Annotated in this window: 19 protein-coding genes; 11 read left to right on the forward strand and 8 right to left on the reverse strand. The window is 71.4% G+C overall.

The annotated features are described in order from the left end of the window. Positions 1-338: 338 nt before the first annotated feature. The 5 genes from AC3EUV_RS34720 to AC3EUV_RS34740 are packed head-to-tail and all read right to left on the reverse strand — an operon-like array spanning position 339 to position 6114. Complete coding sequence (locus AC3EUV_RS34720; protein WP_435604643.1) at positions 339-1649, reverse strand: DUF58 domain-containing protein; 1311 nt, start codon at positions 1647-1649, stop codon at positions 339-341. A gap of 9 nt (positions 1650-1658) precedes the next feature. Next, positions 1659-2624, reverse strand: coding sequence for an AAA family ATPase (locus AC3EUV_RS34725; RefSeq protein WP_432140946.1), 966 nt, complete (start codon positions 2622-2624; stop codon positions 1659-1661). Next, positions 2605-3834, reverse strand: a complete 1230-nt coding sequence (locus AC3EUV_RS34730) for a DUF4350 domain-containing protein (protein ID WP_435604644.1) — start codon at positions 3832-3834, stop codon at positions 2605-2607. The genes AC3EUV_RS34725 and AC3EUV_RS34730 overlap by 20 nt, the downstream gene beginning before the upstream one ends. Then, a complete protein-coding gene (locus tag AC3EUV_RS34735; RefSeq protein ID WP_435604645.1) occupies positions 3831-4523 on the reverse strand; it encodes a DUF4129 domain-containing protein in 693 nt (230 codons plus the stop codon). The genes AC3EUV_RS34730 and AC3EUV_RS34735 overlap by 4 nt, the downstream gene beginning before the upstream one ends. A 4-nt stretch (positions 4524-4527) precedes the next feature. Beyond that, the gene (locus tag AC3EUV_RS34740; RefSeq protein ID WP_435604646.1) at positions 4528-6114 is read right to left on the reverse strand and encodes a DUF7847 domain-containing protein; all 1587 of its coding nucleotides are present in this window, start codon (positions 6112-6114) and stop codon (positions 4528-4530) included. A 152-nt stretch (positions 6115-6266) separates the two neighbouring features. Here AC3EUV_RS34740 and mtnA point away from each other — a divergent pair, with 152 nt between their 5' ends. The 7 genes from mtnA to AC3EUV_RS34775 all read left to right on the forward strand — a co-directional run bounded on the left by mtnA (position 6267) and on the right by AC3EUV_RS34775 (position 14971). After that, the gene (gene mtnA, locus AC3EUV_RS34745; RefSeq protein ID WP_435604647.1) at positions 6267-7436 is read left to right on the forward strand and encodes an S-methyl-5-thioribose-1-phosphate isomerase; all 1170 of its coding nucleotides are present in this window, start codon (positions 6267-6269) and stop codon (positions 7434-7436) included. After that, a complete protein-coding gene (mtrA, locus tag AC3EUV_RS34750; RefSeq protein ID WP_042155333.1) occupies positions 7433-8110 on the forward strand; it encodes a two-component system response regulator MtrA in 678 nt (225 codons plus the stop codon). The genes mtnA and mtrA overlap by 4 nt, the downstream gene beginning before the upstream one ends. 1 nt (position 8111) lies before the next feature. After that, the gene (mtrB, locus tag AC3EUV_RS34755) at positions 8112-10226 is read left to right on the forward strand and encodes an MtrAB system histidine kinase MtrB (RefSeq protein ID WP_435604648.1); all 2115 of its coding nucleotides are present in this window, start codon (positions 8112-8114) and stop codon (positions 10224-10226) included. Continuing rightward, positions 10216-12099, forward strand: a complete 1884-nt coding sequence (locus tag AC3EUV_RS34760) for an LpqB family beta-propeller domain-containing protein (protein WP_432140940.1) — start codon at positions 10216-10218, stop codon at positions 12097-12099. Before mtrB ends, AC3EUV_RS34760 begins: the two co-directional genes overlap by 11 nt. A gap of 166 nt (positions 12100-12265) precedes the next feature. Then, entirely contained in the window at positions 12266-12994 is a 729-nt protein-coding gene (locus tag AC3EUV_RS34765) for a ComF family protein (protein WP_435604649.1), read from the forward strand. A gap of 294 nt (positions 12995-13288) precedes the next feature. Next, positions 13289-13975: a ribosome hibernation-promoting factor, HPF/YfiA family gene (gene hpf / locus AC3EUV_RS34770; protein ID WP_435604650.1), complete on the forward strand. Its 687-nt coding sequence runs from the start codon at positions 13289-13291 to the stop codon at positions 13973-13975. Positions 13976-14209: 234 nt separating this feature from the next. Next, positions 14210-14971, forward strand: a complete 762-nt coding sequence (locus AC3EUV_RS34775) for a response regulator (protein ID WP_042155329.1) — start codon at positions 14210-14212, stop codon at positions 14969-14971. Between the two features lie 95 nt (positions 14972-15066). On the opposite strand, the gene AC3EUV_RS34780 is transcribed toward AC3EUV_RS34775, so the two are convergent. Both AC3EUV_RS34780 and AC3EUV_RS34785 read right to left on the reverse strand, forming a co-directional pair. Continuing rightward, the gene (locus AC3EUV_RS34780) at positions 15067-16293 is read right to left on the reverse strand and encodes a winged helix-turn-helix domain-containing protein (protein WP_432140938.1); all 1227 of its coding nucleotides are present in this window, start codon (positions 16291-16293) and stop codon (positions 15067-15069) included. Positions 16294-16407: 114 nt separating this feature from the next. Further along, positions 16408-17058, reverse strand: coding sequence for a GNAT family N-acetyltransferase (locus AC3EUV_RS34785; protein ID WP_435604651.1), 651 nt, complete (start codon positions 17056-17058; stop codon positions 16408-16410). 250 nt (positions 17059-17308) lie between these two features. Between AC3EUV_RS34785 and secA the strand changes: the two genes are divergently transcribed. Beyond that, positions 17309-20140 (forward strand): preprotein translocase subunit SecA, encoded by a 2832-nt coding sequence (secA, locus tag AC3EUV_RS34790; protein WP_432140936.1) that lies wholly within the window; start codon positions 17309-17311, stop codon positions 20138-20140. Between the two features lie 94 nt (positions 20141-20234). On the opposite strand, the gene AC3EUV_RS34795 is transcribed toward secA, so the two are convergent. After that, positions 20235-21005, reverse strand: a complete 771-nt coding sequence (locus AC3EUV_RS34795; protein ID WP_432140935.1) for an Rv3235 family protein — start codon at positions 21003-21005, stop codon at positions 20235-20237. Positions 21006-21045: 40 nt separating this feature from the next. On the opposite strand from AC3EUV_RS34795, the gene AC3EUV_RS34800 reads away from it, so the two are divergent. The 3 genes from AC3EUV_RS34800 (at position 21046) to AC3EUV_RS34810 (ending at position 22698) form a co-directional block, all read left to right on the forward strand. Next, a complete protein-coding gene (locus AC3EUV_RS34800; RefSeq protein ID WP_432140934.1) occupies positions 21046-21171 on the forward strand; it encodes a hypothetical protein in 126 nt (41 codons plus the stop codon). A gap of 263 nt (positions 21172-21434) precedes the next feature. After that, positions 21435-21941, forward strand: a complete 507-nt coding sequence (locus AC3EUV_RS34805) for a DUF6912 family protein (RefSeq protein WP_435604652.1) — start codon at positions 21435-21437, stop codon at positions 21939-21941. Positions 21942-22035: 94 nt separating this feature from the next. Continuing rightward, positions 22036-22698 (forward strand): HAD family hydrolase, encoded by a 663-nt coding sequence (locus tag AC3EUV_RS34810; protein WP_435604657.1) that lies wholly within the window; start codon positions 22036-22038, stop codon positions 22696-22698. Positions 22699-22950 lie beyond the last annotated feature (252 nt).

Consider the following 22950-nt stretch of genomic DNA (forward strand, 5'->3'; position numbering starts at 1 on the left):
TCGGGAACGAAAGTTCCCGGGGGGCTTTTTCGCGTTTTCGGCGGCATGGAAATCGGTCGCCTGATGGGTGGGGGTTGCTTGTCGGCCTGGCCTGACCACGCCAAGCAAGGCCAGACTGATCGGTTGCCGGCAAAGAGGCGTGGCTGACGCCCTGTCCCTTGGCATTCCTTAGCAGCGTTCTTCCCAGGCCCGCAGCAGGGCCTTGAGGTTTGCTCGCCCCCAGTAGGGCGTTGTCGCCAACCGTGTGACGGCGTGCCCCGGGAAGCCACGTATCCGGTGGAGGTGCCTGCGGGCTCCTGTCCCTCGGGCATAGGTCGAGGCTGAGGAAGGAGCCGGTTCTACAGACGGCCGGAGGACTTCAGGGTGAGGTAGGCGTCGGCCAGGTCGGGGGCCAGAAGGGACGGGGTGGAGTCGATGACGGTGATGCCGTGGTGGCGGAGGCGGTCTGCGGTGCGGCGGCGGGCGGCGCGGGTTTGTTCCGCGGCGGCGGCTGCGTAGACGGCCTGGGGGGTGTGGCGGCCGGCGGCCATTTCCTCGATGCGGGGGTCGGCCACGGCCGCGACGATGAGTTCGTTGCGTTGGGTGAGGCTGGGAAGGACGGGCAGGAGGGCTTCCTCCACGGGGGCCGCGTCCAGGCCGGTGAAGAGCACGATCAGGGACCGGCGCGGGGTGCGGCGGTGGATGGTGGCGGCCAGGCCGCGGGCATCCGCCTCGACCAGTTCGGATTCGAGGGGAGCCAGGGCGTCGGTCAGGGCCGGGAGGAGGTCGCGGGCCGTGCGGCCCTGGACCGAAGCGCGTATGCGGCGGTCGTAGGCGAGCAGATCCACGCGGTCACCGGCGCGGGCGGCAAGGGCGCCGAGCAGTAGGGCGGCGTCCATGGAGGCATCGAGGCGGGGGATGGCGCCGACGCGGCCCGCCGAGGTACGGCCGGTCTCCAGGACGAGCAGGATGCGGCGGTCGCGCTCAGGGCGCCAGGTGCGGACGGCGAGGTTCTGCCGCCGGGCGGTGGCGCGCCAGTCGATGGAGCGGGTGTCGTCGCCGGGGGTGTAGTCGCGGAGGCTGTCGAATTCGGTGCCCTCGCCGCGGGTCAGGATGCTGGTGCGGCCGTCGAGTTCGCGGAGCCGGGCGAGCTTGGCGGGGAGGTGTTTGCGGCTGGTGAAGGGCGGGAGGACGCGCAGCGTCCAGGGGACGCGGTGGCTTCCCTGCCGGGCTGCCAGGCCGATTGGGCCGTAGGAGCGGACGGTGACGCGGACCGCGTGGTGGTCACCGCGGCGGGTGGGGTGGAGCGTGGTGGTGAGGCGGCGGCGTTCGGCGGCGGGGATGCGCACGGTGTGGCGGGAGGCGGGGATGTCCGTACCGGGGCGGAAGGAGCTCGGGGGCCAGGCGTCACGGATCTGGGCGCGCAGGGTGCGGCGGCTCGGATTGGTGAGCGTGAGGTGTGTGTGGGCTTCGCCTGTTAGTCGAACAGTTGTTTCACCGGTTCGGGTGAAATGGAGCTTTCGCACTGGCGCGGCGAGCGCGAGATCGCACAAGATTGCTACTAGCAAGGCGAGTTGGACGGTGAGGATGCCGAGCCAGCTGGGCAGCACGAAGCCGACGAAGAGGGCTCCGCATGCGGAGATGAGGGCGGTGCGTCCGGTGAGGGCCACGGTGTCGTCTCAGCGGGGGACGGGGAGATGAGCGAGCACGGCGTTGATTACGGAGTCTGCGGTGACTCCCTCCATCTCCGCTTCGGGGCGGAGCTGGACGCGGTGTCGGAGCGTGGGAAGAGCAAGCGCCTTGACGTCGTCGGGGGTGACATAGTCCCGGCCGGTGAGCCAGGCCCAGGCTCGTGAGGTGGAGAGCAGGGCGGTGGCGCCGCGGGGGGAGACGCCGAGAGAGAGCGAGGGGGATTCGCGGGTGGCACGGCAGATATCGACGATATAGCCGGTGACTTCGGGGGAGACGGTGGTCTTGGCGACCGCGTCTCGCGCAGCGTCGAGGTCAGCGGTGGAGGCGACCGGGCGCAGTCCCGCGGCACCGAGGTCGCGGGGGCTGAAGCCGGCCGCGTGCCGGGTGAGGATGTCGATCTCGTCATGGCGGGCGGGGAGCGGCACGGTCAGCTTCAGCAGGAAGCGGTCGAGCTGGGCCTCGGGGAGCGGGTAAGTGCCCTCGTATTCCACGGGGTTCTGGGTGGCGGCCACCAGGAACGGCTCGGGGAGGGGACGGGCTGTGCCGTCGACGGTCACCTGGCGCTCTTCCATCGCTTCGAGCAGGGACGCCTGGGTTTTCGGAGGCGTGCGGTTGATCTCGTCGGCGAGCAGCAGGTTGGTGAAGACGGGGCCCGGCTGGAAGGAGAACTCGGCGCTGCGGGCGTCGTAGACCAGCGAGCCGGTGACATCGCTCGGCATCAGGTCAGGGGTGAACTGGACGCGCTTGGTGTCGAGTTCGAGAGCGGCCGACAGGGCGCGAACGAGCAGGGTCTTGGCGACTCCGGGGGCACCTTCGAGGAGCACGTGACCGCGGCAGAGGAGGGCGACGACCAAGCCGGTGACGGCGGGGTCCTGGCCTACAACGGCCTTGGCTATCTCGGTGCGCAGCTCCTCCAGGGAGGCTCGGGCGCTGTCAGCGGTCGGGGTGCTCACGAGGGGCGTGCCTCTCTTGGGAAACGATCGAGGATTCGAGTGCGTCGAGTTGGTCGGCCAGGTGGACCAAGGCCTTGTCGTCCGTGGGGGCCGCTCCGAAGAGCAGGTGGTGAAGGTCTGCGTCGACGCCGGGGGCGGAGGTCAAGTGGGCGTGAAGGGCCGGGAGAAGGACGTCGGGGGTGTGGGCGTGTGTCGGGGACACGCCGATGAGGGGGGCGAGTCGTGTGCGGGTCGCGGAGCGCAGCACGGCCGAGGCCCGGTCGCGGGCGTTGGCCTGCTCGTAGAGGCGGGCGTGGCCCTCGGTGGTCTCGGCGGCAGGGACGGTGACCGGGAGCCTTTCCGGCACCAGCGGGCCGAGTCGGCGGGCGCGCCACACGGCCGTGAGGACGGCGGCAAAGGTGAGTTGGAGCAGGGCCCAGTACCAGCCGGACGGGATGAGATCGAGGAAGCCGCGCTCGTTGTCCTGAGCAGCGGACGGGTCGCTCATGGAGGGGAGGTACCAGACCAGATGCTTGTGCGTACCGAGGAGTTGAAGGGCCAGCGAGGCGTTGCCGTGCTCGGCGAGGTGGTGGTTGTAGAGAAGGTCGGGGGAGCCGAGGAGCACGGTGTCGCGGCCGGAGCGGGGGGCCGGCAGACGCAGCAGGGTGGGCTGGTCGCGGCTGAGGTAACAGCGATCGGCGCCTTGGACGGACGTGGTGTAACTGCGGCCGCCCAGGGCGGCGTTACCCGCACGTCGGGCCTCCGGGAGGGAACAGGCGGGCCGGCGGGCCGAGAGGCGGGCCGGCGAATCCGTCTGGACGCCAGGCGCGAAGGTTTCGAGGGACGAGGAGTCGGGGGTGAGGAGGACGATGCGACCGGGGGTGTGGGCGGTCGCGGTGTGCAGACCCGTCAGCTGATCTTGCGTCAGCATGTCGGGACGGGTGACGAGGAGTGTGGTGCCGGGGCCGGCCGCCGCCGCGGCTTCCTCGGAGGTGGTCACGACCCGGGTGGATACGCCGTGAGAGGCCAGGAGTTGGGCGAGGGCCCGGCTACCGGTCCGGTCGGCGGAGCGGGGGTCGAGCCGCCCGTGCTGTTCGCCGGACTGAAGGGCCGCGATCACCATGCCGCTGATGACGAGCAGCAGGAGCGCGAGCAGCGGTCCGCGCGACCGGGTCCACAGGCTGCGAACGGTGGGCGGGAGCGCGGAGGCGTCCGGGACTGCCGTGGTCATCCGCGGCTCCTGGTCGGGGTGGTGACCAGGTCGGGCTTGGCGTATTGCAGGTCGCTGTCGAGGCTGGCCAGAAGGGCGTATGCCGGTTCCGTGCCGGGGCGGCCGCCGTATGTGACGTCGTCGAAGGTGCGTGCCGCGGTACGCAGCCGGTCGGCGTACGCGGGGAGTGCCCAACCCGCCTCGGTGGCCGCCTCGTCGGCGGTGCGGCCTGGGCCGGGGGTGAGCAGGGTCCGTTCTTCGAGGGCGAGGACAAGGGCGCGCATGCGGTCCTGGATCGCCTGGTTCCAGTGGCCTTCGGCGGCGTGCCGGTCGGCGGCCGCTCGGTGTGTGGCGGCGGTGCGGGGGGTGTCGGAGAAGAGTGCGCCGCTGGTGGTCGGGGTGCGGCGCACGGCGCCGAGCCGAAGCCGGAGGGCGATCAGGAGCAGCAGGACGAAGGCCGCGATGACGAGAATCCCGATCCAGCCACCCGGTGTGGCGTCGGCGGCCGCGCTGAAGAGGTCGTTGACGCGTTGCCAGAGCCAGTCGAGGGCACGCTGGATCGGGTTGGGGTCGTGCTGGTGGTACCGCGGATCGGACAGCTCGCGTTCGGCCGCCTCCCGGGCGGGAAGGCGCGGAGTCCGCACCGGTATGTCGTCGTCGGGGCGCGCCATGAGTTGTGCGAGCGCGGCCCCGTTCCCCCCTGTGGTCACCGCATCAGCTTCCCGGAGTGGCGTTGTTGGGGTCTTGCCCGGGGCCTTCGGCCGGGGTGGTCTTGGCCGGGGCGTCCTTGGCGGCCGTGGGAGTGGTGCCTGGCTGAGTGGTCTCCGTGCCGGCGCCGCCCGTCTCGGAGCCGTCTGTCGCGGTGTTGTCCGTGGCGGAGCTGTCGGCCGGCGCGCTGTCTGCCCGTGTGTCAGGGGCGGTCGGGGCGGCCGCCGCCGGTGCGTAACCCTCGGCCGGGCCCGTGGCCGCGGGAGTGGGCGGTGCCGGGTGCGCGGTGGGGGCGTCGGCGCCGTAGCCGGGGAGGCCTGCGGCGCGGGCGAGTTCGAGGTCGAGTGCCTCGCGGCGGATGCGCTGGTCCATGTACAGGAGTGCGGTGATGCCGGCGCTGATCGGGAAGGTGATGGTGGAGCTGATGACGGCTCCGACGCCCAGCACGATCAGGAACGACCAACTGGTGGTGCTGCTGGTGCCGCTCGCCCAGTCCATGAGGCTCTCGCCACCGACCAGGAAGGCGACGAGGGTGGCCGGGATCTGGATGATGAACTGGACGATGCCGATCAGGAGGTAGGTGAGGAGCTGGGTACCCAGCACTCGCCACCAGGCGCCCCGTACGAGCTTCGCGGACCGGCGCAGCGCGGTGATGACGCCCTGCTTCTCCAACATCAGCGCGGGGGCGGCGAGGCTGTAGCGGACCCACAGCCAGATGGTCACCACGGTAACGGCCATTCCGCCGAACAGGGTGAGAAGCAGGCCTGCCTTCGCGGAGCCCGAGGCGATGAGGAGGATGCCGGGCGCCACACCGACCGCGAGGATGGTCGTGAGGAGCAGGGGGAGCAGAACGAGCAGGCCGAGCAGGCGCGGAAGCTGGGGGCGTGCGTCGCGCCAGGCATCCCCGGCGGTCACCGAGCGGCCCAGGACGGCACGGCTCACGACCATGGTGAGCAGCCCCGTGACGATGAGGGTGGCGAGCAGACCGATCACCGAGGTGATGCCGGTGGCAGCGAGCGAATTGCCCAGCTGACGCATGGATTCGCGGAGCGGCGGCAGGTTTTCGCGCGACAGGGCGGGCTCGCGGCCGGCGTCCTGGAACCACAGGCCGGTGACCACGGTGACGGCGGTCTGCGCGACCACCGCGACGACCAGCGAGATGCCGAGGACGGTGCGCCAGTGGGCGCGCATGGTGGCGACCGCGCCGTCGAGTATCTCGCCGACGGCGAGCGGGCGCAGCGGGATGACGCCGGGCTTGGCGGCCTGGGGCGCCGGGGCCCAGGCGCCCCAGGGAGGCTGCGTGCCCGGGCCCGGAGCGCCGCCCCAGCGGGGCCCGCCGTAGCCCGGTGCCGTGGCACGGGTGCGGTCGCCGGGCGTGCCCTGCTCAGGCCGTCCGTGCGGGCCGCTCTGAGCGGGGATGCCGGCGGGGGCCGACCACTGGCCGGCGGGCGGCTGTTCCTTGGACCAGTTCGGTGGGGCGGGCTGCCCGGCCGGGCCGGCCGGGTCTGCCTGGGCGGGCTGCTCCTGGGTGCCGCGGGCCGGCTCGTCGGAGGGAGTGGATCCGGGCGAGGCCCAGCCCGGAGAGTTGTTCATCGTCGCTCCTTCTTGCTGCCCGTCCGCCGGGGCGGCGGGGATCCGGGGTCCGCGGTGGCAGTCATCGTGTCATGGCCACCGGTGTTGTGTACCGGGGCCCGGAGTACGAGAGGACCTTCTGTTCGAGGGGCGATCGGCGTCAGACTGAGTGAATGGGCGATCAGTACGAGGTATCCGAGAGGGGCGCCGGGGCGCTCACGATTCCGTCGTTGCGTTGGGAGGAGCCGCCCGAGGGGCCCGTATTGGTTCTGCTTGATCAGACGCGGCTGCCGGCGGAGGAGGTCGAGCTGGTCTGCACGGACGTTCCGGCGCTGGTGCAGGCGATCCGGACGCTGGCCGTGCGCGGGGCGCCGCTGCTGGGCATCGCGGGTGCGTATGGCGTCGCGCTGGCCGCGGCACGCGGCTTCGACGTGGAGGAGGCGGTGGAGGCGCTGGCACAGGCCCGGCCGACCGCGGTCAATCTGGGGTACGGCGTGCGGCGGGCGGCCGGCGCGTACCGCGCGGCGTTCGCCGAGGGCGGGGCTCAGGCCGGCGCGGCCGCGGCGCTGGCCGAGGCGCGGGCCGTGCACGCCGAGGACGCCGAGGCCAGCACCCGGATGGCGCAGCACGGGCTGGCGCTGCTGGGCGAGCTGCTGCCGGGCGGCGGCCACCGGATCCTCACGCACTGCAATACGGGGGCCCTGGTGTCCGGCGGCGAGGGCACCGCCCTGGCCGTGGCGCTGGCGGCACACCGGTCCGGTGAGCTGCGCCGGCTGTGGGTGGACGAGACACGGCCACTGTTGCAGGGCGCGCGACTGACCGCCTACGAGGCGTCGCGGGCGGGTATGGCGTACACCGTGCTCTCGGACGGTGCGGCGGGTTCGCTGTTCGCCGGGGGTGAGGTGGACGCGGTGCTGATCGGTGCGGACCGGATCGCGGCGGATGGGTCGGTGGCCAACAAGGTCGGCAGCTATCCGCTGGCGGTGCTGGCGCGATATCACCACGTTCCGTTCGTGGTGGTGGCACCGACCAGCACGGTGGATCTGGAGACCGAGGAGGGGGCGGATATCGAAGTGGAGCAGCGTCCGGGCCAGGAAGTGACGGAGTTCTCGTTGCCGTTTGTTCAGGGGCCCGGGGCGGAGGCCGGCACCGGCATACCGGTGGCGCCGCTGGGCGCACAGGCCTACAACCCGGCCTTCGACGTCACTCCGCCGGAGCTGGTGACGGCGATCGTCACGGAGGCGGGAGTGGTGTCTCCGGTGACCCGGGACGGGCTGGCAGAGGTGTGTTCCACGTCACGATGGAGTAAGTCACGATCAGGTAATGGGATGATGGCCGAATGAAGGGACGCGTCCTGGTCGTCGACGACGACACCGCACTGGCAGAGATGCTCGGCATCGTGCTGCGCGGCGAAGGTTTTGAGCCGTCGTTCGTGTCGGACGGTGACAAGGCCCTTGCGGCCTTCCGTGAGACCAAGCCCGATCTTGTGCTGCTCGACCTGATGCTGCCCGGACGGGACGGTATCGAGGTCTGCCGGCTGATCCGGGCGGAGTCCGGGGTGCCGATCGTCATGCTGACCGCCAAGAGCGACACCGTGGATGTGGTGGTCGGGCTGGAGTCGGGTGCGGACGACTACATCGTCAAGCCGTTCAAGCCCAAGGAGCTGGTGGCCCGGATCCGGGCGCGGCTGCGGCGTTCGGAGGAGCCCACGCCCGAGCAGCTGGCGATCGGTGACCTGGTCATCGACGTGGCCGGTCACTCGGTGAAGCGGGACGGGCAGTCGATCGCGCTGACCCCGCTGGAGTTCGATCTGCTGGTGGCGCTGGCGCGTAAGCCGTGGCAGGTGTTCACGCGTGAGGTGCTGCTCGAGCAGGTCTGGGGCTATCGGCACGCCGCCGACACCCGGCTGGTCAATGTCCATGTGCAGCGGCTGCGCTCCAAGGTCGAGAAGGACCCGGAGCGGCCGGAGATCGTGGTGACCGTGCGCGGGGTCGGCTACAAGGCCGGGCCCAGCTGAGATGACCCGGGACGGTTCGACCCCGGAGGAAAAGCGGGGGCGCACCGTCGGTCCGGCGGGTGATATATCCTTTTCGGGTCGGTTGTCGGCCTGGTTGCTGCGCGGTGGGCAGTTGCTGCCCGACGGCGCGGTGAGCGGGCCGGTCCACCCCCTGCTGCGGCTCTTCAGCCGCTGGGTGCGGCGGCCGCTGCTGCCCGCCCTGCGGCTGTGGCGCCGCAATATCCAGCTGCGCGTGGTGGCGACCACCCTCCTGATGTCGCTCGCCGTGGTGCTGCTGCTCGGTGTCGTGGTCGTCGGGCAGGTCCGTAACGGCCTGCTCACGGCCAAGGCCCAGGCCGCGCAGAGTCAGGCCGTGGGCGGCTTCAGCGTCGCCCAGAAGATGGCGGACGGCGCCGACGACACCCGGCCCGACGAGGGCACCCGCACCGGCAACCGCGGCACGCAGGATTCCGCGACCTGGCTGACCGGCCTGGTCGAACAGCTCGCCAGTGGTGGCCAGGGCGTCTTCTCCGTCGTGGCGCTCAGCTCCGACTCCGACGAACCGTTCGGCGACTCCAGCCCCGGCACCCGCGGGCCGCGCGCCTCCGGCGATATCGATCCCGAGCGGAGTGTGCCCGCCGACCTGCGGCGGAAGCTGGACACGAAGGCCGGGACCTTCCGCCAGTACACCCAGATCAAGCGCATCGGGTCGGACGACGGCAGGTCGGCGCTCATCATCGGCAAGCGGCTCAACGACGCGAACAGCAATCAGTACCAGCTCTACTACCTCTTCCCGTTCACCCAGGAGGAGGAGTCGCTCAAGCTCGTGACGGGGACCCTCGCGACCGCCGGGGTGTTCGTCGTGATCCTGCTCGGCGCGATTGCCTGGCTGGTGGTGCGGCAGGTCGTCACGCCCGTACGGATGGCCGCGGGGATCTCCGAGCGGCTGGCCGCCGGGCTGCTCCAGGAACGGATGAAGGTCACCGGCGAGGACGACATCGCCCGGCTCGGTGAGTCCTTCAACAAGATGGCGCAGAACCTCCAGGTCAAGATCCAGCAGCTGGAGGAGCTGTCCCGGATGCAGCGCCGCTTCGTCTCCGACGTCTCGCACGAGCTGCGGACGCCGCTGACGACCGTACGGATGGCGGCCGATGTCATCCATGACGCGCGGGACGAGTTCGATCCGGCCACCGCGCGCTCCGCCGAGCTGCTGCGCGGCCAGCTCGACCGCTTCGAATCGCTGCTCGCGGAGCTGCTGGAGATCAGCCGCTTCGACGCCGGCGCGGCCGCGCTGGAGGCCGAACCGGTCGATCTGCGCGATGTGGTGCATCGCGTCATCGAGGGCGCCGAGCCGCTCGCCGAGCGCAAGGGCACCCGCATCCTGGTGCGCGGCGCCGAGCAGCCCGTCATCGCCGAGGCCGACCCCCGCCGCGTGGAGCGGGTGCTGCGCAATCTCGTCGTCAACGCCGTCGAGCACGGCGAGGGCCGCGATGTGATCGTGCGGCTGGCGTCCGCGGGCGGCAAGAGCGGCGGCGCGGTGGCCGTCGCGGTACGTGACTACGGTGTCGGCCTCAAGCCCGGCGAGGCCACCCGGGTCTTCAACCGTTTCTGGCGCGCGGATCCGGCCCGGGCCCGTACGACCGGCGGTACCGGACTCGGCCTGTCGATCGCCGTCGAGGACGCCCGGCTGCACGGCGGCTGGCTCCAGGCATGGGGCGAGCCGGGCGGTGGCTCCCAGTTCCGGCTGACGCTGCCGCGGACGGCCGGCGAGACGCTGCGCGGATCCCCGATCCCGTTGGAGCCGGAGGACTCGCGGCGCCACCGCGGACTGGACGAGACCGGGCAGCCGCGCGCCGGATCGGCCCGCAAGGCGTCCACGATCCCGGTGCAGACACGTGCCACGCAGGCAGGTGACGCGGCCTCCCCCGTACCGGAGCCGAAGGTGGCCCGCCCGGAGGCCGATCCGACGGCGCTGCCCGGCAGTGGTGCCCGGGTGGTGCCGCAGACCGGGGGCGTACGGAGCGAAACGGCGGCGCGTGGCGACAGCGCGCGCACCGACGAGCCGGCCCGCGAGAGCGGGGCCGAGCCGGAAGCCGGACAGGGCGTGGAGCGGGAAGGCGGGCTGCGTGGACACTGAGCGCGGAGGCGAGCGCGGGGAGGGCACCGGATCCCGCCCCCGTGCGCGCAGGGGAGCCGGACCGGCGCGGAAGTTTCTGCTGCTCGGCTGTGCGGCGGTGCTGCTGGCCGGCTGCGCGTCGATGCCGGACGGCGGGGAGGTCACCTCGGTCGACCAGTCGCCGCGCTCCGAAGGGGAGTCGCAGGTCCGGGTCTACGGTGTGCCCCCGCAGGACGGTGCCCAGCCGACCAACATCGTGCGCAGCTTCCTCGACGCGACCACCAGCGACGAGGCAGATTTCCGTACGGCCACCCAGTATCTGGCCAAGTCGGCGAAGCGGACATGGCGGCCCTTCCAGGCCACCAATGTGCTCCAGGAGCGCCCGAAGGCCGAGCCGAAGACGCAGCCCAACCGCGAGGACGCCAACGGCTACACGGTCACGCTCTCCGGCAGCCAGGTGGCGACGGTGGACGACAGCCACGCCTATACCCCGGAGGAGAAGCCGTACCGCCGGACGATTCACCTCATCAAGGAGGGCGGGCAGTGGCGTATCGACCGGCTGCCCAATGGGCTGGTGCTCGGGCTGTCCGACTTCCAGCGCATCTACCGTTCGGTCAACAAGTACTACTTCGCGTCCTACCACTCGGAGTCGCAGGAGCCGAAGGCGAGCCGGAACGTGCTCGTCGCGGACCCGGTCTATCTGCGGCAGCGGATAAAGCCGATCACGGCCAGTGTGGAGGCGCTGCTGTCCGGGCCCACCGACTGGCTGAATCAGGTGACGACTTCGGCGTTCCCGTCCGGCACCCGGCTCGCCGCAAGTGATCTGGCGCTGGACGACTCCAACGCGCTGCGGGTCAAGCTCAGCAAGCAGGCGGTGAGCACGGACACCGCCCAGTGCAAGCGGATGGCGGCTCAACTCTTCTTCACCGTCCAGGACATGACGCGGGCTTCGAAGGTCAGCGAGGTGGAGCTCCAGGACAACAGCGGCAACTCGCTGTGTGAGCTGTCCCAGGAGCAGGCCGTGGGCGACTTCGCGCCGTCCCCCGGCACCGGAGGCGGCGCCAGGGAGTACTTCATCGACGCCGATAACAAGGTCGTCGCCATGTCGGACTCCGCGACCGAACCGACGCCGGTGCGCGGACCGTTCGGAACGGGCCACACCCCGCTGCGTTCGATCGCCGTCTCGCGCGGTGAGGACACCGCGGCCGGGGTGTCGAGCGACGGCCGGTCGCTGTATGTGGCCGCTATGGAGGACGAGGTCAAACGCGGTGAGCCGCTGCTGACCAGCTCCGGCCCGGCCAAGGGCGCCGACGGGGGCCTGACCGCGCCGAGCTGGGACGGGCTGGGCGATCTGTGGATCGCGGACGGCGCCGCGCACGGCTCACGGCTGCTGCGGATGCGCGAGGGCAAGGGCGACCCCGAAGAGGTGGCGGTGCCCGGCCTCGACAGGCGGCGGATCAAGGCGATCAAGGTGGCCGCGGACGGGATCCGGATCGCGCTCCTGGTGGAGGACAAGGGGCGCACGACGCTCCAGCTCGGCCGGGTGGAGCGGGGCGGAAGTTCGGCGCATCCGGAGCTTTCCGTGCAGGAACTGCGGCCGATCGCGCCGCAGTTGGAGGATGTGGTGGCCGCGTCCTGGGCGGGCGGCAGCCGGCTGGTGGTGGTCGGACGGGAGTCCGGCGGGGTACAGCAGATGCAGTTCATGGAGACCGACGGTTCGGCGTCCAACGCGCAGACGCTGCCCGGCGTCAACGGTGTCAAGTCGGTGGCCGCCTCGGAGGACGAGACCAGGCCACTGATCGCCGACGCCACGGAGGGCATCGTGCGGCTGCCGCCGGACGCGAACTGGAAGACCGTGGCGAAGGACGGGACGGCGCCGGTCTATCCCGGGTGACGCCGGAGAGCGCGGGCCCCGGGTACGGCGCGGACGAGGTGAGCGCGGGCCGGGAGTGCGGCGGGCCCGGCCTGCCATGAGGCCCCCGTGCGCCTGATCGACGTGTCCGCGGCCGCGGTTATCCACAGGGGTGGTGGCCGGGCGGGAACGGCGGGACAGTGGAGTCATGCAGGGGGTGTGGCGCGAACTGGCCGGTCTGGTGCTGCCGGTCGACTGTGCGGGGTGTGGTCGGCCGCGTACGGAACTGTGTGCCGAATGCCGTCGGGTACTGGCGCGGGACGGGCGCGGGGCGCGGCGGGTGCGACCGTGGCCGGAACCCGTGGGACTGCCCCGGGTGTGGGCGGGGACGCCGTACGCCGACGAGGCGCGAGCGGTGCTGCTGGCCCATAAGGAGCGGGGCGCCCTGCGGCTGGCCGGGCCGCTGGGGGCGGTGCTGGCCGGGGCCGTGCGGGGGCTGCGGGCCGGCGGTGGACCGCTGCTCCTGGTGCCCGTGCCGTCGGCGCGAAGATCGGTGGCGGGGCGCGGGCACGACCCGGTGCGCAGGATGGCGCTGGCGGCGGCCGGGGAGCTGCGGCGGGCGGGACGGGGTGCCCGGGTGCTGGCGGTGCTGCGGCAGCGTCGCACGGTGGCCGACCAGGCGGGGCTGAGCGCCCGGCAGCGGCTGGCGAATGTCGCCGGTGCACTGGAGGTGCGGGCCGGGGTGGGGAGGCTGCTGGCGGCGCAGCCAGCGGTGCTGGTGGACGACCTGGTGACGACGGGGGCCACGCTCGCCGAGGCGGCGCGGGCGGTCACGGCGGCCGGCGGGCGGGTGGCCGGAGCCGCGGTGGTGGCGGCGCCGGGCGGTGCTTTCGAGTTCAACGGCGCGCGAAGCGAGGCATTACCACGTCGCCTGTAGCCGGGAAGGAAAAGTCACCCAAATGGAGCCGACGGCTCCGAGGGGGTGCCGACATCCGTCCGGGAGAGCTATGTTCGGTTGTGAGGACTTGGCGAGTGTTTTGCCTCGAATGTCGCGATCAATGCGTTCAGGGGCTTTTTCGGCGACCCTGAAAACGGGGGGAGTGGAGAGCTTGTCGTCGGGGGAGGAGGAGGTGAAAGTCGCCAAGTCCGAGGCTTCGGCAACCACCGGAGCCTGGTGCAAGAAGGAATTGCTCCGCTTGAAGAGCGGAGCGATCCGGGAACGGAGTTCTGCGTGGACATCGTCGTCAAGGGCCGCAAGACCGAGGTGCCCGAGCGGTTCCGCAAGCACGTGGCCGAGAAGCTGAAGCTGGACAAAGTCCAGAAGCTCGACGCCAAGGTGATCAGCCTGGACGTCGAGGTGTCCAAGGAGCCCAACCCGCGGCAGGCCGACCGTTCCGACCGAGTGGAGATCACCCTCCGCTCCCGTGGCCCGGTGGTCCGGGCCGAGGCGGCCGCAGCCGACCCGTACGCCGCGCTGGATCTGGCAACCGCCAAGCTCGAGGCGCGCCTGCGGAAGCAGCACGACAAGCGCTACTCGCGTCGCGGCAACGGCCGCATTCCGGCGAGTGAAGTCGCGGTCACCGTGCCCGACGCCGCAAGCCTGAACACCAACGGCGAACTCGCCTCCGAGGCCGAGCAGAAGGTGCCGACCACCAGGATGGGGTCGATCGACGTCCAGGGTGAAGGCCCCCTGATCGTCCGCGAGAAGACCCACTCGGCCGCGCCGATGCATCTCGACCAGGCGCTCAACGAGATGGAGTTGGTCGGACACGACTTCTACCTCTTCGTCGACGCCGACACCAAGCTGCCGAGCGTCGTCTACCGGCGGCACGCATACGACTACGGAGTCATCCACTTGAACCCCGACTTGTTCGGGGAGGAGGAGCCCGGCGGCGCAGGCGGCGCGCTGGGCGGCTGAACCCCACCCGCTCGGTGTCCCCGGCGTACACCGGGGGCACCACCGTGCCCGGAGAGAGCAGGAGTTGAAGCCGTATAGTGTTTGTGCCTGGCCAGGGAGTATGGGGACGCGAAACGGCGACGAGCCGGGGAGACAGTCGTATGGCATTGATCGGGCCGGCCGCAGGGGGCTGTTGTCAACCAGCCTTATTTCCAAGCTCCGGCCTCTCGGCCGAGTAGTTGACGGGGAGGAACAATGGGGGACAGTTTCGGGCCCGTGCGCGACGACGCGGATGATGACCACAGCGGTGCCGGGGGCGATGACGGGGCCGGCCGGGCCGTGAGCGTGCCGCGCAAGGAGCCGATCCGGGTCCTGGTCGTGGACGATCACGCACTCTTCCGGCGGGGCCTGGAGATCGTGCTCGCCCAGGAGGAGGACATCCAGGTCGTCGGCGAGGCGGGGGACGGCGCGGAGGCGGTCGACAAGGCCGCGGATCTGCTGCCCGACATCGTGCTGATGGATGTCCGGATGCCCAAGCGCGGCGGCATCGAGGCGTGCACCTCCATCAAGGAAGTGGCCCCCAGCGCCAAGATCATCATGCTCACGATCAGCGACGAAGAGGCCGATCTCTACGACGCGATCAAGGCCGGCGCCACCGGCTACCTCCTCAAGGAGATCTCCACCGACGAGGTGGCGACCGCGATCCGCGCCGTGGCGGACGGCCAGTCGCAGATCAGCCCGTCGATGGCGTCCAAGCTCCTGACGGAGTTCAAGTCGATGATCCAGCGTACGGATGAGCGCAGGCTGGTGCCCGCGCCCCGGCTCACCGACCGTGAGCTGGAGGTCCTCAAGCTGGTCGCCACGGGCATGAACAACCGCGATATCGCCAAGGAACTCTTCATCTCCGAGAACACGGTGAAGAACCACGTCCGCAACATCCTGGAGAAGCTTCAGCTGCACTCCCGGATGGAGGCGGTGGTCTACGCGATGCGGGAGAAGATCCTCGAGATCCGGTGAGCGGGCCCGCCGGGTGAGTGATCCGGCGCCGGGCTGTCCGGTGTGCCGGGTGGCCGGGGGCGGTGTGCGCCCCCGGAGCTGTCGGCCGGCGGTATCTAGTCGCTCATGTGGGTGAGTTCTGAGCGCAGGGCGGCGGCCAGCTTCCCGTCGTCGCAGCGGTCGACGCGTACGGAGTCACAGCCGACCCAGTCCGCGGCCTCCCGGAGGGCCCGGGCCATCGGGGCGACCGCCTTGGGGCCCTGCATCGAGACCTGGCGGGCCACGAGGGTGGTGCCCTCGCGGGCCGGGTCCACCCGGCCCATCAGCCGGCCGCCCGCCAGCAGGGGCATCGCGAAGTAGCCGTGTATCCGCCGGGGGCGCGGGACGTACGCCTCCAGGCGGTGGGTGAAACCGAAGATCCGTTCCGTGCGCGGCCGGTCCCAGATCAGGGAGTCGAAGGGTGAGAGCAGGGTCGTGCGGTGCCGGCCGCGGGGCGGGGCGGCCAGTGCGGCGGGGTCGGCCCAGGCGGGCTTTCCCCAGCCCTCGACCTCGACCGGGACCAGTCCGGAGTCCGCGACGACGGCATCGACTTGCTCGGCCTTGAGGCGGTGGTAGTCCGCGAGGTCGGCGCGGGTGGCGACGCCCATGGCGGCCCCGGCCTGGGCGACCAGGCGGCGCAGGCACTCGGTGTCGTCCAGATCGTCGTGCAGCAGGGCATCCGGGACGGCGCGCTCGGCGAGGTCGTAGACGCGCTTCCAGGCGCGGCGTTCCGTACAGACCACCTGGCCGGTGTCGAGCAGCCACTCCACCGCGATCTTGGTCTCGGACCAGTCCCACCACTCCCCGCCGTTCCGCCCGCCGCCCAGCTCCGAGGTGGTCAGCGGGCCGTCGGCCGTCAGGCGGTCCAGGACGGCGGCGCAGGAGCGCTCGGAGTCCGCCATGACATGCCAGCGGTGGCCCTTGGCCCGCCGGGCACGGCGGCGGAAGGCGAAGTGCGGCCACTCCTCGATGGGCAGGATGCAGGCGGCGTGCGACCAGTACTCGAAGCTGTGGGGCCGTGCCGCGGACGCGCCGGAAGGAGCCGTGGTCCAGTAGGCGGCCTCGACGGCGGGGCGGCTTACGGCGCCGAGCCGGGCGTACGGCACCAGCTCATGGGAGCGGGCCAGCACCGAGATCGTGTCGAGCTGCACCGCGCCCAGATGCCGCAGCACCCCGCGCACCCCCGCCCGGCGGTCCGGGGCGCCGAGCAGTCCCTGGGCCCGCAGCGCCATACGCCGGGCGTCGTCGCGGGACAGGGCGGTCACGGGCGGGGGCTGCGGTGCTCGCTGCGTCACGGCGGTCATGCGGGAAAGCGTAGGGGCGGGCACTGACAACGGGGCCTGGCCTGCGAGAACTGCTGGTGGTGCGGGTGGATGGGCACGGCCGGAGAGGGCGCGGTGCGGCCCGTGCGGCCGTGCTCAGCCCGGGTACGGCAGATACGGCGTCGTGTCCCGGGCGGCCGGAACCCGGGAGCCGGACGGGCCGGTCTCCCCGGCCAGGTCGGCCAGGTCGGCCAGGTCAACCAGGTCGGACGGCAGCAGGGCGCCGATCCAGACGTCCCGGCGGGTGCCCCGGTGCACCCGTTTGGCGCGCAGGGTGCCCTCCATACGGAAGCCGAGCTTGCGGGCCACGGCCCGGGAGCCCTCGTTGCCGGCCTCCGCATGCCACTCCAGCCGCTCCACGCCCAGATCACGGAAGGCCCAGCGCAGCACCGCGTGGGCCGCCTCGACGGTGTACCCCTGGCGGCGCCGCTCCTGCGCGGTCCAGAAGCCCAGCTCGGCCTGCCGCTCGGGGGTCCGCAGCCGGGCCAGGCTCACCAGGCCCATCGCGCCGACCAGCGCGCCGTCCGCCCGGGTGACGACGGCGAAGTCGTAGGCGGTGTCGTTGCGCCAGCCCTCGGGGACGGCCGTGCCGGTGAACTGCTCGGCGTCCGCCAACCCATAGGGTGAGGGGACGCCCGTCCAGCGCTGGATATCGGGCACCTGGCACGCGGCGTGCACCGCGGGCGCGTCAGAGAGCTCGAAGGGGCGCAGCATGAGGCGCTCGGTGGTGAGGGTGACGGGCTCCATGACGTGAGTCTGCAAGCTCGCCGAAAGCATGGCGACGGGTTTTCGGCGTGATTCCGGCACCCGTCCGGCACCTTCTCGCGGCGTCGTGCGTTCACGTGAGGAGGGGACGGCGGGGTTCGCTGCGGCGTACCTCCCGGCCCGGCAGCGTCCTCCTTTACGATGGCCGTTGCGGCGGGGCCTGCCCCCTTGGAAAAATGCCGCGCCCGCGCACTCGACCGTGCAGGCCCGACCGGCAAGGAGACCAGCCCAAGTGTCCGTCTTGACGAAGATCATGCGTGCAGGCGAAGGAAAGATCCTGCGCAAACTGCACCGCATCGCGGGCCAGGTCAACTCCATCGAGGAGGACTTCGCGGCGCTCTCCGACGCGGAGCTGCGTGCCCTTACGGATGAGTACAAGGAGCGCTACGCCGACGGCGAGAGCCTCGACGACCTGATGCCCGAGGCGTTCGCCACGGTCCGTGAGGCCGCCAAGCGCGTGCTCGGCCAGCGGCACTACGACGTCCAGCTGATGGGTGGCGCGGCCCTCCACATGGGGTACGTCGCCGAGATGAAGACCGGTGAGGGCAAGACCCTGGTCGGTACCCTCCCGACGTATCTGAACGCGCTGTCCGGCAAGGGCGTCCACCTGATCACGGTCAACGACTACCTGGCCGAGCGCGACTCCGAGATGATGGGCCGGGTCCACAAGTTCCTGGGCCTGACCGTCGGTTGCATCCTCGCCGACATGACGCCGGCCCAGCGCCGCGAGCAGTACAACTGCGACATCACCTACGGCACGAACAACGAGTTCGGCTTCGACTACCTGCGCGACAACATGGCCTGGTCGCAGGACGAACTCGTCCAGCGGGGCCACAACTTCGCGGTCGTCGACGAGGTCGACTCGATCCTCGTCGACGAGGCCCGTACGCCGCTGATCATCTCCGGCCCCGCCGACTCCGCCACCAAGTGGTACGGCGACTTCGCCAAGTTGGTGAAGCGCCTGAAGCGGGGCGAGGCCGCCAACCCGCAGCGCGGTATCGAGGAGACCGGCGACTACGACGTCGACGAGAAGAAGCGCACCGTCGGCATCCATGAGTCCGGTGTCAGCAAGGTCGAGGACTGGCTCGGTATCGACAACCTGTACGAGTCGGTGAACACCCCGCTCGTCGGGTACCTCAACAACGCGATCAAGGCCAAGGAGCTCTTCAAGAACGACAAGGACTATGTCGTCATCGACGGCGAAGTCATGATCGTCGACGAGCACACCGGCCGTATCCTCGCCGGCCGCCGCTACAACGAGGGCATGCACCAGGCCATCGAGGCGAAGGAAGGGGTGGAGATCAAGGACGAGAACCAGACGCTCGCCACGATCACCCTCCAGAACTTCTTCCGTCTCTACGACAAGCTCTCCGGCATGACCGGTACGGCCATGACCGAGGCCGCCGAGTTCCACCAGATCTACAAGCTCGGTGTCGTCCCGATCCCGACGAACCGCCCGATGGTCCGTATGGACCAGGCGGACCTGATCTACCGCACCGAGACCGCGAAGTTCGACGCGGTCGTCGAGGACATCGTCGAGAAGCACGGCAAGGGCCAGCCGATCCTGGTCGGCACCACCTCGGTCGAGAAGTCCGAGTACCTCTCCCAGCAGCTCAACAAGCGCGGTGTCGCCCATGAGGTGCTCAACGCCAAGCAGCACGACCGTGAGGCGCCGATCATCGCGCAGGCCGGCCGCAAGGGCGCGGTGACGGTCGCCACGAACATGGCCGGCCGTGGTACGGACATCAAGCTCGGCGGCAACCCCGACGACCTGGCCGAGGCGGAGCTGCGCCAGCGCGGCATGGACCCGGTCGAGCACGTCGAGGAGTGGGCGGCCGCGCTGCCCGCCGCCCTGGAGCGCGCCGAGGCCGCGGTCAAGGCGGAGTTCGAGGAGGTCAAGGAGCTCGGCGGGCTCTACGTCCTGGGCACCGAGCGGCATGAGTCGCGGCGGATCGACAACCAGCTGCGCGGTCGTTCCGGCCGTCAGGGTGACCCCGGCGAGTCGCGGTTCTACCTGTCCCTGGGCGACGACCTGATGCGGCTGTTCAAGGCGCAGATGGTCGAGCGGGTCATGGCGATGGCCAACGTCCCCGACGATGTGCCGATCGAGAACAAGATGGTGACCCGGGCGATCGCCTCCGCCCAGTCGCAGGTCGAGCAGCAGAACTTCGAGACGCGGAAGAACGTCCTGAAGTACGACGAGGTGCTCAACCGCCAGCGTGAGGTCATCTACGGCGAGCGCCGCCGTGTCCTGGAGGGCGAGGACTTGCAGGAGCAGGTCACGCACTTCATGGAGGACACCATCGACGCCTACATCCACGCGGAGACCGTCGAGGGCTTCGCCGAGGAGTGGGACCTGGACCGCCTGTGGGGCGCGTTCAAGCAGCTCTACCCGGTCAAGGTGACCATCGAGGAGCTGGAGGAGGAGGCCGGCGACCGTGCCGGTATCACCTCCGAGTTCATCGCCGAGGCCGTCAAGGACGACATCCACGAGCAGTACGCCGCCCGTGAGGAGCAGCTCAGCTCGGATGTGATGCGGGAGCTGGAGCGCCGGGTGGTGCTGTCCGTCCTGGACCGCAAGTGGCGTGAGCACCTCTACGAGATGGACTACCTCCAGGAGGGCATCGGCCTGCGGGCGATGGCCCAGAAGGACCCGCTGGTCGAGTACCAGCGCGAGGGCTTCGACATGTTCACCGCGATGATGGAGGGCATCAAGGAGGAGTCCGTCGGCTACCTGTTCAACCTGGAGGTCCAGGTCGAGCAGCAGGTCGAGGAGGTCCCGGTGCAGGCAGCGGTGGAGACGACCTCGCTGGACAAGGGCGTTGCCGAGGGCGTGCCCGCCGCCGCGGTACGGCCGGAGATCCACGCAAAGGGCCTGGAGGCTCCGCAGCGTCCGGACCGGCTGCACTTCACCGCGCCCAAGGTGGACGGCGACGGCAGTGTCATCGAGGGCGACTTCATCAGCGACGAGGAGGCGGGCCCGGCCCGTTCCGAGGCGGACGGTCTGACCCGCGCCGAGCGGCGCAAGGCGCAGAAGAGCGCCGGGCGCCGCCGCAAGAAGTAGCGGAGCGCTGACGCGGCTTGGGCACGGGGTGCCGGAGCCGCGGCGCGGAGGGCGCCCCGGCCGGAGGACGGCCGGGCGCCCTTCTGTGTGCCGGTCATGAGGCCGCGCATCGGACGGCCGGGGCCGGACCGATGTCGAGGGCGGCGCAGCGCCAGCGGGAGTCGGCGCCCAGCTCCAGCCGGAAGGCCAGCGCCCGCAGCCGTTCGCCCGCCGCGATCCTGGCGAAGGCCTCGATGACACCGCGGCGCGGCCGGCACAGCCCGCAGTCGCGCACCGTGGGGGCCGGACCGCGCCGGCCGGTCGCGGTGGCGGGCCGCAGCGGTGCCTGTGGGGCGAGCTCCGCCAGCCGGTCGTAGGCGGCGGGCAATGCATGCCCCAGCAGGGCGTGGACGGGGCGCTGACCGCTGAGCGCGAGCACCAGCTGCTGGGCGAACCAGTGGTGCGGCCGGCTCTCGTGGGCCCGTTGCCGTGCGCCGGCGGACGGCAGGGGGGCACCAGCCGCGTTGACGGGGGTGCCGGTGCGGATCCGGCGGCTCTCGGCGGCGGCCGCGGCGGGGTGGGCGAGGCGTGCGGTGGTCCGGGTGGGGCCACGGCCGGCGTGGCCGGGGCCCCGGCCGCCCGAGCCGACACGGCCGGCGGGGCCTTGGCCGGCGAGGCCGCTCCGGCCGGACGGTCCGGGGCCGTGTCCGGACGGTCCCGGGCCGCTGCCGGCCGGGCCGAGGGGGCGGCGGTCGGCGGGGGCCCGTCGCGGCCGGGGAACGGCCGGGAGCGTGCCCGGGGCGACGGCGGGACGGGTGCGCGGGCCGCCACCGGCCGTGGTGCCGCCGGATGCCGGGGGTGTGGCGGGCCGGGTGGTGCGCTCCATGACGGCAGGTCGAAGGACGCGCCCCGTGACCGTGGGTCGCATGACGCGCCCCGTGACGGTGCCGGCGGTGGGTGTGGTGGGTGCTGTGGTGAGTGCCGTCGTGAGTGCCGTGGAGTGTTCGCTGCCGGTCATGCTGGTGATCGCCCCCGTGGTGCCGGGCCCGTGAATTACTGGGCGGTAGCTTTTTGTGGTGGGGATCTTCTATCGGCGGGGCCGGGACGGCAGCAAGGCGCGGACGGGCCGGAACCAGGGGTGCGAAGAGTTCACCCGTCCGTGGCGCGGGCCCGGGATCAAGCCGTGGGAGCGGGGCGGTGGAGGGCCCCCGGGCGGGCGGCGCGGGGGGCGCGGGGGCGCCACGATGGGGGACGCACGCCCGTATGCTGGCGGGACAATCTTCGGAGTCGAGTGAATCGAGCGGAAGCGGCTGCCATGCGCGTCTATGTCCCCCTGACCCTTTCCGGTCTCGCAGAGGCGCACAAGAACGGTGAGCTGGGCCCCGGGGCCCTCGGTGCGTACGCCGTCACCCCGGCGCTGCGCGAGTGGTACGTCTCGGACGACATCGAGGAGCTGGAGTACGCGGCGCTCAGCCGCGCCGCCCAGGCATCGCTGCGCCTGCTCGCCGGGCACCCCGAGGCCGCGCGGCGGCGGGTCGTGGTGGCCGTGGACGTGCCGGACGGCGCCGCGGTGGCCGACCCGGACCGCGGGCTGGACCCGTCGGCGCTGGGCGAGGTGCGGGTCGCCGGGCCGGTGCCGCTGTCGAAGGCCGCGGCGGTGCATGTGGACGCCGACGACGCGGAGGCGGACATCACGGCGGCCGCGGCGGCGCTCGGCGCGGCGGACCTGGGCGATGACGACGCCCGGTTCACGGTGGACGGTGCGGAGGACCACGACCTGATGTGGTTCGGGGTGCAGGAGATCCCGCAGCTGCTCGGCTGAACGGCGGGACGCGGGCCGGTCCGGACGCGTTGTCGGTGGGTGCGGGTACTTTTTCTTCATGGGGAAGCGCACCGGCACCGATCTGGGGGACCGCATGGGGAAGCACGCCACGCACATCGTCTGGGACTGGAACGGCACGCTGTTCCACGACATCGACGCCGTCATCGGCGCGACGAACTCCGCCTTCGCGGAGATCGGGCTGGACCCGATCACGCTGGAGACGTACCGGGAGCTGTACTGCGTGCCCGTGCCGCGGTTCTACGAGCGGCTGATGGGGCGGCTGCCGACCGACGCGGAGTGGCTGGTGATGGACGAGGCGTTCCACCGCCACTACAGCACGCACCGGCTGGGCTGTGAGCTCGCCGAGGGGGTGCATGCGCTGCTGGAGGGGTGGCAGTCGGCCGGGCGCAGCCAGTCGATCCTCAGCATGTACGGGCACGACGAGCTGATACCCATCGTCCGCGACTTCGGGATCGAGTCGCGGTTCGTGCGGGTGGACGGCCGGACCGGCCCGTCCGGGGGCACCAAGAGCGCGCACATGGTGCGGCATCTGGCGGCGATGGAAAGCGTCGATCCGGGCCGTACGGTCGTGATCGGTGACGCCGTGGACGATGCGGTGGCGGCACAGGACGCGGGTGCGTACGCGGTGCTCTACACGGGCGGCTCGCACAGCCGCGGGAGCCTGGAGACCGCCGGAGTGCCGGTGGTGGACACGCTCGCCGAGGCCGTCGGGCTGGCGGGAGAGATCGTCCTCTAGGGCGAGAGCGCCCCGGCCCGTCCGGGGCGGAAGGCGCCCCGGGCCGTTGGGCGTCTCCTGGGCACGGTGTCCCCACCCACCGGTGGTCCGGTGGTTCGCCGGGCATCCGGGCGCTGTGACGGCACGCACACCGCACCCCGGCGTTTCGTTGTCCAGAAGGTCTAAGTTCGGGCCGAGGATTTGTTCCCCCACGGCCCATGACGGCACCCATGTGGGGAGCGATAGCCTTGCACCGTGATCAGCGCGATAACC

It is taken from the genome of Streptomyces sp. bgisy130 (genome assembly GCF_057708345.1).